Annotated in this window: 12 protein-coding genes; 2 read left to right on the forward strand and 10 right to left on the reverse strand. The window is 56.0% G+C overall.

All coding sequences use genetic code 11. The features are described from left to right. Positions 1–7: 7 nt before the first annotated feature. The 10 genes from nth to HEP82_RS04180 form a co-directional block, all read right to left on the reverse strand. The gene (nth, locus tag HEP82_RS04135) at positions 8–643 is read right to left on the reverse strand and encodes an endonuclease III (protein WP_192456926.1); all 636 of its coding nucleotides are present in this window, start codon (positions 641–643) and stop codon (positions 8–10) included. Beyond that, positions 640–1,335, reverse strand: coding sequence for an electron transport complex subunit E (locus tag HEP82_RS04140; protein WP_225622312.1), 696 nt, complete (start codon positions 1,333–1,335; stop codon positions 640–642). The genes nth and HEP82_RS04140 overlap by 4 nt, the downstream gene beginning before the upstream one ends. After that, the gene (rsxG, locus tag HEP82_RS04145) at positions 1,332–1,967 is read right to left on the reverse strand and encodes an electron transport complex subunit RsxG (RefSeq protein WP_192456927.1); all 636 of its coding nucleotides are present in this window, start codon (positions 1,965–1,967) and stop codon (positions 1,332–1,334) included. The genes HEP82_RS04140 and rsxG overlap by 4 nt, the downstream gene beginning before the upstream one ends. Before the next feature lie 9 nt (positions 1,968–1,976). Next, positions 1,977–3,029 (reverse strand): electron transport complex subunit RsxD, encoded by a 1,053-nt coding sequence (rsxD, locus tag HEP82_RS04150; RefSeq protein WP_192456928.1) that lies wholly within the window; start codon positions 3,027–3,029, stop codon positions 1,977–1,979. Continuing rightward, entirely contained in the window at positions 3,030–5,051 is a 2,022-nt protein-coding gene (gene rsxC / locus HEP82_RS04155) for an electron transport complex subunit RsxC (RefSeq protein WP_192456929.1), read from the reverse strand. After that, the gene (gene rsxB / locus HEP82_RS04160; RefSeq protein WP_192456930.1) at positions 5,044–5,619 is read right to left on the reverse strand and encodes an electron transport complex subunit RsxB; all 576 of its coding nucleotides are present in this window, start codon (positions 5,617–5,619) and stop codon (positions 5,044–5,046) included. The genes rsxC and rsxB overlap by 8 nt, the downstream gene beginning before the upstream one ends. Continuing rightward, on the reverse strand, positions 5,619–6,200 hold the full coding sequence (gene rsxA / locus HEP82_RS04165) for an electron transport complex subunit RsxA (RefSeq protein WP_012765523.1): 582 nt from the start codon (positions 6,198–6,200) through the stop codon (positions 5,619–5,621). The genes rsxB and rsxA overlap by 1 nt, the downstream gene beginning before the upstream one ends. A gap of 214 nt (positions 6,201–6,414) precedes the next feature. Beyond that, positions 6,415–6,630 carry a transcription modulator YdgT gene (gene ydgT, locus HEP82_RS04170; RefSeq protein WP_192456931.1) on the reverse strand — a complete coding sequence of 72 codons (216 nt, stop codon included), beginning with the start codon at positions 6,628–6,630 and terminating at the stop codon, positions 6,415–6,417. Between the two features lie 774 nt (positions 6,631–7,404). Beyond that, entirely contained in the window at positions 7,405–8,913 is a 1,509-nt protein-coding gene (gene araA / locus HEP82_RS04175) for an L-arabinose isomerase (protein ID WP_192456932.1), read from the reverse strand. Between the two features lie 51 nt (positions 8,914–8,964). Beyond that, a complete protein-coding gene (locus tag HEP82_RS04180) occupies positions 8,965–10,656 on the reverse strand; it encodes a ribulokinase (RefSeq protein ID WP_192456933.1) in 1,692 nt (563 codons plus the stop codon). A 381-nt stretch (positions 10,657–11,037) separates the two neighbouring features. Between HEP82_RS04180 and HEP82_RS04185 the strand changes: the two genes are divergently transcribed. Both HEP82_RS04185 and araG read left to right on the forward strand, forming a co-directional pair. Next, a complete protein-coding gene (locus tag HEP82_RS04185; RefSeq protein WP_192456934.1) occupies positions 11,038–12,021 on the forward strand; it encodes an arabinose ABC transporter substrate-binding protein in 984 nt (327 codons plus the stop codon). A gap of 163 nt (positions 12,022–12,184) precedes the next feature. After that, on the forward strand, positions 12,185–13,705 hold the full coding sequence (gene araG, locus HEP82_RS04190; RefSeq protein WP_192456935.1) for an L-arabinose ABC transporter ATP-binding protein AraG: 1,521 nt from the start codon (positions 12,185–12,187) through the stop codon (positions 13,703–13,705).

Below are 13,705 nucleotides of genomic sequence, written 5' to 3' on the forward strand. Positions count from 1 at the left end.
GCTACGGTTACTCGTAGACTTTTTCCTTAAATTCGCACAAATCTTCAATCAGGCAGGCGCCGCAACGTGGCTTACGGGCGATGCAGGTGTAACGGCCATGTAAGATCAGCCAGTGATGGCAATCCACCTTGAATTCATTGGGTACGACTTTCAGCAGTTTCTCTTCCACCTGTTCGACATTTTTCCCCGGCGCAAATTGGGTGCGATTGCAAACGCGAAAAATATGCGTATCCACAGCGATAGTGGGCCAGCCAAACGCTGTATTCAGCACGACGTTGGCGGTTTTACGACCGACGCCCGGCAATGCTTCCAGCGCCGAGCGGTCTTCCGGCACCTGCCCCTGGTGTCGCTCCAGCAGGATACGGCAGGTCTTGATGATGTTTTCCGCTTTGGTGTTGAACAACCCAATGGTTTTGATATAGCCCTTAATCCCCTCGGCGCCGAGTTCCAGCATAGCCTGCGGCGTGTTGGCGATGGCATAGAGTGTGGCGGTGGCTTTATTGACGCTGACGTCCGTTGCCTGCGCCGATAGCAATACCGCGATGAGCAGCTCAAATGGCGTGTTGTAATTCAACTCCGTAGTGGGGTGCGGATTGTTATCCCGAAGACGTGTCAAAATACTGATCCGTTTTTCTTTATTCATTGGGTTCCGCCGTTGATATGTCCAGGGATTGGCGCCGGACGCACGGTGCTGGCGCGGCGTTGCCGGATTTTTTCATCAATAACATATTTCCCTGCCAGCAACAGCCCCAGACCGATAAAGGCGCCCGGCGGCAGGATCATCAGGAGAAACGGAGAATCCAGATGGACTATCTCAATACGCAACGCGCTGGCCCAGGAGCCCAGCAGCAGGTCGGCGCCGTCGAATAGCGTACCGTTACCCAAAATTTCACGCAGCGCGCCCAGAATGAACATGGCGCAGGTCGCCCCCAGACCGGTGAATAAGCCATCCAGTGCGGAGAGTAGAACGCCATTCTGGTAGGCGAAAGCTTCAGCGCGGCCCATTACGATGCAGTTGGTGACAATGAGCGGAATGAAGATCCCCAGCGACTGATAAAGACCATAGGCCCAGGCATTCATCAGCATCTGCACGATGGTGACGACCGATGCGATAATCATCACATAAATGGGGATTCGAATCTCGGCCGGCATCCATCGCCGCAGAGCAGAAACCGTCGCGTTGGTGCAAAACAGGACCAGCGTGGTAGCCAGCCCCAGCCCCAGTGCGTTAGTCGCCGTCGAGGTCACGGCTAGCAGTGGGCATAAGCCTAATAGCTGTACCAGCGCGGAGTTATTTTTCCACAGGCCCTGAAGGATAAGTTCCCGGATTGTCATGATGGCTGTACTCCACAGGCAGGCAGGGTGGTAATACGTGGCGGCAGGCTTTCCAGATACAGCGCTGCACGTTTGACAGCATTAACGACTGCACGGGGCGTGATGGTGGCACCAGTGAACTGATCGAACTGGCCGCCGTCCTTTTTCACCGCCCAACTACCGTCGTCATGGCTTTGCACTGTTTTGCCGGTGAAATGCCGGATCCAATTGGAAATACGAAGATCTATTTTGTCGCCCAGCCCCGGTGTCTCATGGTGTTCCGTCACCCGAGTACCCAACACCGTGCCGTGGAAATCGGCGCCGACAAGCAATTGAATGGCACCGGAGTAGCCATCAGGCGCGGTGATTTCCAGCGCGGCAGCTATCGGTTTCCCCTGTTTGAACGCGATAAATACCCGGTGAGGCGCGGCAGAACCGAGCTCAGGGTCGGAGACCAGATAACAGGCACTCAACATGTCGCTATCGTAGCGATCACGAGGAACGACTTGCTCCAGCAACGCACGCTGCTGAGCCTGCGCCTGCCCGGAAATGGTGTCTCGGGTGAGGGCATTGACCAGCGCGGTCAATCCGGTCGTCAGGGCGGCGAACAGCGCCAGCGTCGTGGCGTGGCGGCGCATGGTGGTAAACAGCATGTTCACTCCTCAGCGGTGGCCGTAAGCTCTGGGCTTGGTGAAGTAATCAATTAACGGCACGGTAATATTGGCCAGTAAGACCGCAAAGGCGACACCATCCGGATAACCACCGTAGGTGCGGATGGTCCAGATCAGCGCGCCAATCAGGGTGCCGAAAATAAGCCGACCGGTGTTGGTGGTTGAGGCGGTGACAGGGTCGGTAGCAATAAAGAACGCGCCCAGCATGGTGGCGCCGGAGAAAAGGTGCAGCAACGGCGGCGCATTGTGCTCCGGGTGCAGCGTCCAGCCGATGAAGGCGCATCCCGCCAGAGATAACAGCAAACTGCACGGAATATGCCAGTGAATGATGCGCAGTAGCATCAGCAGGAGGCCGCCGGCCAGAAATCCGGCGTTGACCCACTGCCAGCCTTCTCCGGCCAGTGGGCCGCGAAATAGCGGCTGATGCAAGATGGCCGTTGCCTCATGCCCGGAACGCAGCCCGGTTTTAAACGCATCAAGCGGGGTAGCCTGGCTAATACCGTCAATCCCCTGAATCAGTTGGTGTGCTGACAACCCTAAAGTGTTGTGCCCGGTCAAGATGGTCAACAACGTCTCCTCAAACCCGACTGGCCACGTCTGTAATCCCGACGGCGGCAACCAACTGGTCATCTGTACCGGGAAAGAGACCAGCAGAACGACGTAGCCGACCATGGCTGGATTGAATGGGTTTTGCCCCAGACCGCCATACAATTGTTTGGCAATAATAATGGCGAACGCGGTACCTGATACCACCATCCACCAGGGCGCCAGCGGCGGCAGGCTGATACCGAGCAACAGCGCGGTCAGCAGCGCCGAACTGTCCCGTAGCGCATCTCCTACCGGGCGTTTTCTTAGTGACAATGTCACTGCTTCGGCTATCAGCGCAGTCAGGCAGGCCAGCGCCACCTGAATCAGATTGCCATAACCGAAGAACCAGACCTGCGCGGCCATGCCGGGAATGCAGGCCGCAATCACCCAGCGCATTATGCTGTGGGTGCTTTGTCGATTATGTGTGAAGGGCGATGGTGCAATTCTGAAAGCCATTTATTCCTCTTGAGCCGCAGCCGCGGCTGCCTTGCGCGCTGTAACCCGTGCGATCGCCGCCGCGACGGCGGCTTTGCGCGGGTCTTCGTTTTCCGTGGGCGGAAGGCCGCCACTTGCTACCGTATCGGGTGCTGACGGTGTGGATGAGTCTGCGTCGGCCACCTGCTCGGCTTTACGTGCTTTGATACGGGCGATCGCCGCCGCGACGGCGGCTTTGCGCGGGTCGTCATCCGAGGTGGCTGTGGTTTGTGTCACCGTGGGGCCAGGTGTTGAAGGCAAGGGAGCTTGCGCATGGAGTTCGGCAGCCCTCGTCTGTGCTTTGCGGGCTTTGACACGCTCAATGGCGGCAGCCACGGCTGAGCGAGCATTATCCTCCGGCATATCCGCTGTTTTTCCCGCCTGTTTTTCTCGCGTTAATGCTTTACGGGCTTCCCGCGTGGCGATGACGGCACTGTTGTCCGGCAGTTGTCCGGGCTGAATCGCGATAATCGGTGAGGGGGTTTCCGCCTGACGCTGGCGCACGCGCTCCAGCGCAGCCGTCACTGCCGCCTTATCGGTACCGGAAAGGGTGGCTGCCGCGTGTTGATGGCGTTGTTCGCGTGCCTGTTTTTCCCGCACCAGCCGCGCCTGCCGGGCTTCATACCGGGCTTTAGCCGTATTCGCCCGATGTGTTTCGACATCTAACGCCCGAATTTCCGCTTTTTCCTGTCGGTAATACTGCACCAATGGAATATTGCTGGGGCACACATAGGCACAAGCCCCGCATTCAATGCAGTCGAACAGATGATGTTGACGCGCTTTCTCATGCTCATCACCGCGGCTGAACCAATACAGTTGTTGCGGCAATAATCCTGCCGGACAGGCATCGGCACATTTGCTGCAGCGGATACAGGCTTTCTCTGCTTCCGGCGGCTGCAACTCGTCGCGGGACGGGGCCAGAATACAGTTACTGATCTTGACGATGGGGACATCCAGCGCGGGCAGGGTGAAACCCATCAGCGGGCCGCCCATGACCACCATCGGCTGTGTTGTCGTGACGTGGTAGCCGGCATGACGCAGCAAGTGACGCACTGGGGTTCCCAACCGGGCCCAGACGTTACCGGGTTGGCGCAGTGCATCGCCGGTCAGTGTCACGACACGTTCTGTCAGCGGTTCACCGTCGAGCACCGCGCGTTTAATGGCATAAACGGTACCGATGTTCTGCATCAGTACGCCAATCGATGCGGAGTGTTTGCCGAACGGGACTTCCTTACCGGTCAGAATTTTGGTGAGCTGTTTGGCGCCGCCGGATGGGTATTTGGTGGGGATCACCCGCATCTGTATCCGGGGCAACGGTTTCAGCGCCTGCTTTAATGCGGTAATGGCTTCCGGTTTATTATCTTCGATCCCCAGCAGAATGCGCCCCGGTTGTAACAGGTGGTCGAGAATATCGATACCTTGCACGATCTCCGCTGCGTGCTCCTGCATCAGACGATCGTCGGCGGTAATGTAGGGTTCGCACTCTGCGGCGTTGATGATGAGCGTATCGATACCGCGCAGGCCACCTTGCAGTTTGGCGGCGGTGGGGAATCCTGCACCGCCGAGACCGGCGATGCCTGCCTGATGGAGATGCGCGAGCAGCTGGTCAGGCGTGGTCTGGCGGTAATCCGGCAGTGTTTGCCGATCACACCAGCGATCTTGCCCATCTGGAACGATGATAATGCTCAGCTCAGTCAAGCCTGATGGGTGGGTAGACATATGGTGACGGATGGCGAATACCGTGCCGGATGTCGGTGCGTGTACCGGCAACATCCGGCCGATGCCGCGGGTCAGCGGTTGACCGCGCAGAACCGGGTCGCCGACTTTTACGCACAGTTCGCCTTCCGGCCCCAGGTGCTGTTTAAGCGGAATAATAAAATAATCCGGCAACGGCATCTGCCGCAAAGGAATGCGACTTGACTGGGTTTTCATTTCAGGCGGATGGATACCGCCCGCAAAGTCCCAGATTCTGTCCTTGCGAAATATCGACAACAAATTAAGCATGGGTTTCTACCTGAATAACGCGCACCGGAATGGTGTCCAAATCCCATTTCCAGTCGGCGATCGTCGGCGTGAGCGGCCGCAGTTCGATACAGTCGGTCGGGCAAGGCGGTATGCACAGATCGCAGCCGGTGCACAGATCTCTGATCACGGTATGGACGGCGCGAGTGCTGCCGACAATCGCATCCACCGGGCAAGCCTGAATGCATTTGGTGCAACCGATACAGTGACTTTCATCGATCCAGGCCACCTTCCGCTGCGGCTCCGGCGGAATATCGTCCGACAACGGCTGTGGGTCAATATTCAGACGCTCGGCCAGTTTTAACATCAACGGTTCGCCGCCCGGTACGCACTTGTTGATGTGTTCGCCATTCAGTGCAATGGCTTCGGCGTAAGGGCGGCATCCTGGGTAGCCGCATTGACCGCACTGGCTTTGCGGCAGGAGTGCTTCGACTTCTTCCGCCAGGGGATTACCTTCGACGCGAAAGTAACGTGAGGCAAAGCCCAGAATGAGCCCGGAAATCAGCGCCAGAGCACAGAGCGCTGTGATAGCGATCCAGATTGCATCCATCAGAATTTCACCAATCCGGTAAAGCCCATAAAGGCTAACGACATCAGCCCGGCAGTGACTAGAGCGATAGAGGAGCCGCGGAACGGCGCAGGCACATCCGCAACGGTGATGCGCTCACGTAACGAAGCGAACAACACCATAACGAGAGAGAAACCTAGCGCTGCGCTGAAACCGTAGACAGTGGACTGCAGAAAATTGTGCGACTGGTTCACGTTGAGCAGTGCGACGCCGAGAACGGCACAGTTAGTTGTGATCAGCGGCAAAAAGATCCCGAGTAGGCGGTAGAGTGTTGGGCTGGTCTTCCGAACGGCCAGTTCGGTGAACTGAACCACCACCGCCAGTACCAGAATGAACGCCAGCGTGCGCAGATAAACCAGGCTCAGCGGCAGTAGGATATAGGCGTTGACCAACCACGCAAAAACCGACGCCACGGTCATGACGAACGTGGTGGCAAACCCCATGCCGATAGCGGTCTCGAGTTTTTTGGAGACGCCCATGAAAGGGCAGAGTCCCAGAAATTTCACCAGGACGAAATTGTTGACCAGGATAGTGCCAACAAATAACAGTATGTATTCGCTCATTGCAGTGCCTAACAACCCAAAACCCGCGTATTATCCGGCATTGTCGTCGGTTCGACAACTTACCCGATGTAGGGATATTGAGCCGTTGTTGAGGTATGAAGCCTGCATGGTGCGTTTTTCAGCGATCAATACATTGTGTGGCGGCGTTTTTTTACTCGCAGAGCCACTGATAAATGCGGTTCGGCGTCCATTGCGTGCTTAGTCGACAAAGTGCCTAGACGACAAAATGCCAAACTGATTTTGGTACGCAGCCGACATCAAATAATTTTCCGCCTGACGCTAATTCAGCGCGACGGTGATCGGCTGCTCGATACATATTGATAATTTCGTGACTGTCGGTCAGAGAATAATTGAGGTGGTCGAACAATTTTTCGAGACTTTCTGGTGTACTGACTTTTCTGAATTTAAGTAAATATTCGTAGACGCTCATTATGCAGCAATCAATAAATAAAAGGATAGAGGGAAATCAGTATATTCTTCCTTTTAAAACTGTCCATACCCAAATTCAAAAAGAAAGGTTATGGCAGGCTGTTAGTGACTGAAAGCATAATACCCCGCACCTCGATAGGTGTGCCGAATATAATGGCAAGAATAGGGGGTGGGTTAATGCTTAGCGCTATCATCAAAAAAAGAGTGAGCTATTTCTCAATTTTTTGATATTAAATTGATTTTTCTTGACTATGTCTATTCTCAACCACATTTCTCCTGGCGGATTTATCATTAAAAAAGCTATTGGTGAATCATTGCGCAATGTTATGAGCGGGTTTGTTAATATGATTTATCAGCGAGACAGTTAATGGTAATTAATATCTGAAATAACATAGTCGTTTGGGGAAGATAGCCTGTATTGGCTGTTTTCAAAGGCCGAGCCAGTCCGTGTATGAAAAATCAACATGTCTGCAAGCTAACGATAACGGGAATATTTCTTTTCGATTAATTAACGCTGTTAATTGGGCGATTCATTTCCGTGTTACGATTTTCACGTTTAATAACTTTACGGATGTTGCTGCAACAATCGCGAATGAAATGATGGTGCGATGATTTCGACTGCGGTCGTCAGTTAACATCATTGATGCGTATTGCCATTATTGCCGGCAAACTGAAATGGCGGAGGATGTTGCCAGGAGACGAATGGCATGGCGCGGATGGACAGGATGGGTACCGCACGGGGGCGCAGCACGGGAACCGTGCTGCGTATCGAGGATTAGCTATGGCTATTCAGCCGGTAGTAGAGGTCGTTCCAGCGTAGCGCATCACGCAATGCCGGCAGTGTGGTGTCCTTGTCGATGACGGTTAATTCAATCTGATTCATTTCCGCGTATAAGCGCAAATACTCAAGATCCAGCGCCTGGGTAAAGACCGTATGATGTGCGCCGCCGGCGATGATCCAGGCTTCAGCGGCAACCTCTAAAGACGGTTGGGCGCGCCACAACGCACGCGCTACCGGCAGTTTGGGCAGCGGATGCGGCTGTTCGACGGTATCCACCTGATTAACCAACAGACGGAAGCGGTCGCCCATATCGATCAGCGAGGCATTGAGCGCGGCCCCCGCCGGTGTGGAGAAAATCAGCCGGGCGGGATCGGCTTTACCGCCGATACCCAGGTATTGGGCATCCAGCAGGGGTTTTTCTTCTTTCGCGATGCTGGGACACACTTCCAGCATGTGCGCACCCACCACCATTTCGTTGCCGGGCTCGAAGTGATAGGTGTAATCCTCCATAAACGAGGTGCCGCCGGATAAACCGCCAGCCATGACTTTCATGATGCGCAGCAGCGCGGCGGTTTTCCAGTCGCCTTCGGCACCGAAGCCGTACCCTTGCTGCATCAAACGTTGAACCGCCAGACCGGGTAGTTGCTTTAAACCATAGAGGTTTTCGAAATTGGTCGTGAAGGCATGAAATTGCCCCTGTTCCAGAAAACGCCGCAGGCCGATCTCGATGCGCGCGGCATCCAGTAGGTTCTGGCGTTTAGCGCCGTTTAACCTGAGCGCATCCGTCAGGGTATAACTGGCTTCATACTCTTCTACCAGCGTGTCGATATCACCCTGACCGACGTCATCCACCACGCCAACCAGATCACCCAGCCCCCAGGCGCTGACGGAATAGCCGAACTGGATCTGCGCGCTGACTTTATCCCCCTCGGTGACGGCAACTTCGCGCATGTTATCGCCGAAGCGTGCGATGCGAAGCTGGCGGCTTTCCTGCTGAGCGGCCGCCACCCGCATCCATTTGGCGATGCGCGCATGGGAACGACTATCCTGCCAGTGGCCGACTACCACCTGATGTGACAGCCGCATACGGGCGCCGATAAACCCGAACTCACGGCCGCCGTGTGCGGTCTGGTTGAGGTTCATAAAATCCATATCCATGGTTTCCCAGGGAATATCGGCATTGAACTGGGTGTGGAATTGCAGCAAGGGTTTGTTGAGGATGCGTAACCCGCCGATCCACATTTTTGATGGCGAAAAAGTATGTAGCCAGGTCAGCAGACCGATGCAACTATCCTGATGATTAGCGTCGCGGCACAGCGCGGTGATTTCGTCGGGGGTTTTCGCCAATGGTTTCAGCACCAGACGGACGGGCAGCCCGGCATCCCGGTTCAGCCCGTTGACGACCTTTTCCGCATTTTCCTTGACCTGCCGAAGCGACTCCGGGCCGTAGAGATGCTGGCTGCCAATCACAAACCAGACTTCAAGCTGCTTGAATTGTTCCATGATAACTCCTGTGTAGGCTCCCAGGGAGAAAGTAAACGGGATTCTTCGCTGTCAATGTGTCCGTGGCGCCGTTGCGACCGCGTCATAGGCCGGTTCGGCGATACGACACCAGGACTGATAACGTTCATACAGTTGTTGGTAACAGGCGACGCGAGCGGGATCCGGCGTCAGCGTCCGTTCGATGCGACTGGCCATATGCTGTTGTGCTGTCGGAATATCGGCGTGAACGCCTGCCGCGACGGCGGCGAAAATCGCCGCGCCTAGTGCGCAGCATTGATCGGACGCGACGATTTGCAGCGGTCGGTTCATCACGTCAGTGCAAACCTGCATGATGGCTGGGGATTTCCGGGCGATCCCCCCCAGTGCCAGCAGATTGTCCACCGGGATATGCTGCGATTCGAAACACTCCATAATGGCGCGGGCACCGAACGCGGTGGCGGCAATAAAGCCGCCGAACAACGTCGGCGCATCAGTACCGAGATTGAGATCGGTAATCACGCCCTTCAGCCGCTGGTTAGCGAACGGCGTGCGGCGGCCGTTGAACCAGTCCAGCACCACGGGCAGGTGATCCAGCGTTGGGTTGTCGGCCCAGCTCTGTGTTAATTGCGCCAGCAGTCCGCTCTGTATTGTGTCGAGGCGCGGCGCCAGTTCCGGATATGTGACGGCTGCTTGCTGCAACGGCCAACTGAGCAGGCGGCCGAACCAGGCGTACATGTCGCCGAATGCCGATTGCCCCGCCTCTAGCCCAATAAAATCCGGGACAACGCTGCCGTTGACCTGGCCGCAGATCCCGGCAATGGTATGGTCGCCGACACGCGCATCATCAGCGATCAGGATGTCGCACGTTGAGGTACCGATCACCTTCACCAGGGTATAGGGCTGTGCGCCGGCACCGACGGCCCCCATATGGCAATCGAACGCGCCGCCGGCTATCGTCACCTGCTCGGATAGCCCCAGACGTTGCGCCCAGGCCGACGTCAACTTGCCGACTGGATGGTCGGCGGTCCAGGTGTCGGTGAACATCGGATAACGCAGCGTTTCCGTCAGGCAGGGATCCAGCGCCTGCAAAAAATTCTGCGGCGGCAGTCCGCCCCAGGAAGGATGCCACAACGATTTGTGCCCGGCGCTGCAACGACCGCGCCTCAGGGTATCCGGCGCGGTAGTGCCGGAAAGCAGGGCGGGGATCCAGTCACACAATTCAACCCAGGCCACTGCAGTCTGACGCACCGCCTGATCCGCGCGGGTCACATGCAGGATCTTGGCCCAGAACCATTCGGATGAATAAACGCCACCGATATAGCGGGTGTAGTCGGGGAACGAGCCGTCGTGGCAGTGCTGGTTGATGGCCTCGGCTTCTTCGATGGCGGTGTGATCCTTCCATAACACGAACATCGCGTTGGGGTTGTCGGCAAACTCCGGTCGTAGGGCGAGCACTGTTCCCTGATCATCGATGGGCGCAGGCGTGGAACCGGTGGTATCGACGCCGATGGCCACAATCTGCTGCCGTTGCGTCGCCGACAAACGGGTGATCACCGCGCGCATCGCCTGTTCCATAGCTTCTATATAGTCCAGGGGATGATGACGGAATTGGTTGCTGGCGGGATGGCAGTATTTTCCCTGACGCCAGCGCGGATAGTAGACAACTTCGGTTTCCAGTTCCCGCCCTTGCTGGCAATCCACCGCCAACGCACGGACAGAGTCGCTGCCAAAGTCGAGGCCCAGAGTAATCGCACCCGCACTCATCGTTCTGCTCCTGTAAGTCATGGGAGGTAATGCTGTTTACGATAGACAGGCCGTGGTGAGGTCGTGAGGAAGGGTTAGCTGGAAGTATGCATCTTTCTGCCATGGCGAGGGTTTTTGTGATGGCAGTCATAGGTTAATGGCAGGTTAAATTCGCTGAATATATGTATTAATCGGCTGTAGTTTCTGAATGTGATAACGCTCTCTATTCCTGCTCAAAATAACGGCTACAACTTACCGCGTCTGAGGACGCAGAGTGAGTGAAAATGATAACTTATTGTTTTTACTAAACTGTTAAAAGAGCAATCTTACCGAAAACGTTTACATGCAGGCCGATGCAACCGGATGTCGGCCCATGCAGGATAACAACGAGCGGAGAAAACCATGCATAAATTCACTAAGGTGCTGGCGGCGGTCGGACTGGCGGCAGTTATGTCACAATCGGCTATCGCCGAGACGATGAAGCTGGGGTTCCTGGTCAAACAACCGGAGGAACCCTGGTTCCAGACGGAGTGGCGATTCGCGGACAAGGCCGGTAAAGACCTGGGGTTTGATGTGATCAAAATCGCCGTGCCGGATGGCGAGAAAACCCTCAACGCCATCGACAGTCTGGCGGCCAGCGGCGCCAAAGGTTTTGTTATCTGTACCCCTGACCCGAAACTGGGGCCGGCGATTGTCGCCAAGGCCCGCAGCTATAACCTGAAAGTGGTGACGGTGGATGACCAATTCGTCAACGCCAAAGGGCAACCGATGGAAACGGTGCCGTTGGTGATGATGGCGGCGACCAAAATCGGCGAGCGTCAGGGCCAGGAACTGTGGAAGGAAATGAAAAAACGCGGCTGGAAACTGGAAGAGACTGCCGTGATGGCGATCACCGCCAACGAACTGGATACCGCGCGCCGCCGCACGACCGGTTCTATGGATGCCCTGAAAGCCGCCGGCTTCCCGGAAAAACAAATCTACCCGGTTCCCACCAAATCCAATGATATCCCCGGCGCTTTTGACGCGGGTAATTCGATGTTGGTGCAACACCCTAAAGTGAAAAACTGGCTGATTGTCGGCATGAACGACAACACGGTACTGGGCGGCGTTCGCGCGACCGAAGGTCAGGGCTTCAAGGCGGAAAACGTTATCGGTATCGGCATCAACGGGGTAGATGCGGTGAGCGAACTGTCCAAGGCTCAACCGACCGGATTCTATGGTTCGCTACTGCCGAGCCCGGATATCCACGGTTATAAGAGCATCCAGATGCTGTTCAATTGGGTGACGAAAGGCGCAGAACCACCGAAGTTCACCGAAGTAACCGATGTGGTGCTGATTACCCGAGATAACTTTAAGACGGAACTGCAGAAAAAAGGCCTGATGTAAGGTGCGTCGCGTCACCGGCGGGTGGCGGCGCGAAAGCGCGGAAAATCGGTGTGCGGGGGGCTCGCACACCGTCACACGGATGACGACGAATAAGCCTATTTTCTGTGTACAGCCAGGGTAAAGATGACATGCAGTATGCGCCCTTTAAAACGAGGAAGCCGAAATGACCGCATCGCCCTATTTATCGTTTCACGGCATAGGCAAAACATTTCCCGGCGTAAAGGCGCTGGATGACATCAGTTTCGACTGCCAGGCCGGGCAAATTCATGCGTTGATGGGGGAAAACGGGGCAGGAAAATCCACGTTGCTGAAAATTCTGAGCGGCAACTATGCCCCTTCGCAGGGAGTAATTCATATCCAAGGGCAACCGGTGCGCTTCAACAATACTATGGAAGCGCTCAACGCCGGTGTCGCCATTATCTACCAGGAACTGCATCTGGTACCGGAAATGACGGTGGCCGAAAATATCTATCTGGGGCAGTTGCCGCACAAAAGCGGCATCGTGAATTATTCGTTGTTGCGTTACGAATCCCGTCTGCAACTGGAGCATCTGGGGCTGGATATCGACCCGGACACCCCGTTGAAATACCTCTCCATCGGCCAGTGGCAGATGGTGGAGATCGCCAAGGCGCTGGCGCGCAACGCCAAAATTATTGCTTTCGACGAACCCACCAGTTCGCTTTCCGCCCGTGAGATCGAACAGTTGTTTCGTGTGATCCGGGAGTTGCGGGCCGAAGGCCGGGTCATCCTGTACGTGTCCCATCGCATGGAGGAGATTTTCACCCTCAGCGACGCGATTACCGTGTTCAAAGACGGCCGCTATGTGAATACTTTCGACGATGTGGCGCAGGTGAGCCATGAGCAATTGGTGCAGGCAATGGTCGGCCGCAATATCGGCGATATTTACGGTTATGCGGCGCGGCCGCATGGCGAAGAACGTCTGGTACTGCGCGAGGTCAAGGCCACAGGCGTGAAATCGCCCGTATCGCTCAGCGTGCGCAGTGGGGAGATCGTCGGCCTGTTCGGGCTGGTGGGCGCAGGGCGCAGCGAATTGATGAAAGCGTTATTCGGCGCCACCGCCATTACCGGCGGTGAGGTGTTGCTGGATGGACATCCCTTCCATGCTCGCACGCCTGGCGCCGCGATCCAGGCCGGGCTGATGTTGTGCCCGGAAGATCGCAAAGCCGACGGTATCATTCCGGTGCACTCGGTACAGGACAATATCAACATCAGCGCCCGTCGCAAGCATATCAAAGGTGGCTTCATCATTAATGAGTCATGGGAAGAAGCGAACGCCGAGCGTCATATCCAGTCATTGAATATCAAGACGCCCTCGGCGGAGCAATTGATCATGAATCTGTCCGGCGGCAACCAGCAGAAGGCCATTCTGGGGCGTTGGTTGTCGGAGGAGATGAAAGTCATCATGTTGGACGAGCCGACGCGCGGCATTGACGTGGGCGCCAAGCACGAAATTTACCATGTGATTTATGAACTGGCCCGTCAGGGTATTGCGGTGTTGTTTGCCTCCAGCGACCTGCCTGAGGTGCTGGGGTTGGCGGATCGCATTGTGGTCATGCGTGAGGGCGCCGTTTCCGGCGAGCTACCGCACGATGAGGCCAGCGAACAGAAGGTCCTGAGTCTGGCGATGTTGAAAACGACCGCCACTGAACCCGCGGTTGCCTGA

It is taken from the genome of Musicola keenii, assembly GCF_014855505.1.
GTDB classification, from domain to species: domain Bacteria; phylum Pseudomonadota; class Gammaproteobacteria; order Enterobacterales; family Enterobacteriaceae; genus Musicola; species Musicola paradisiaca.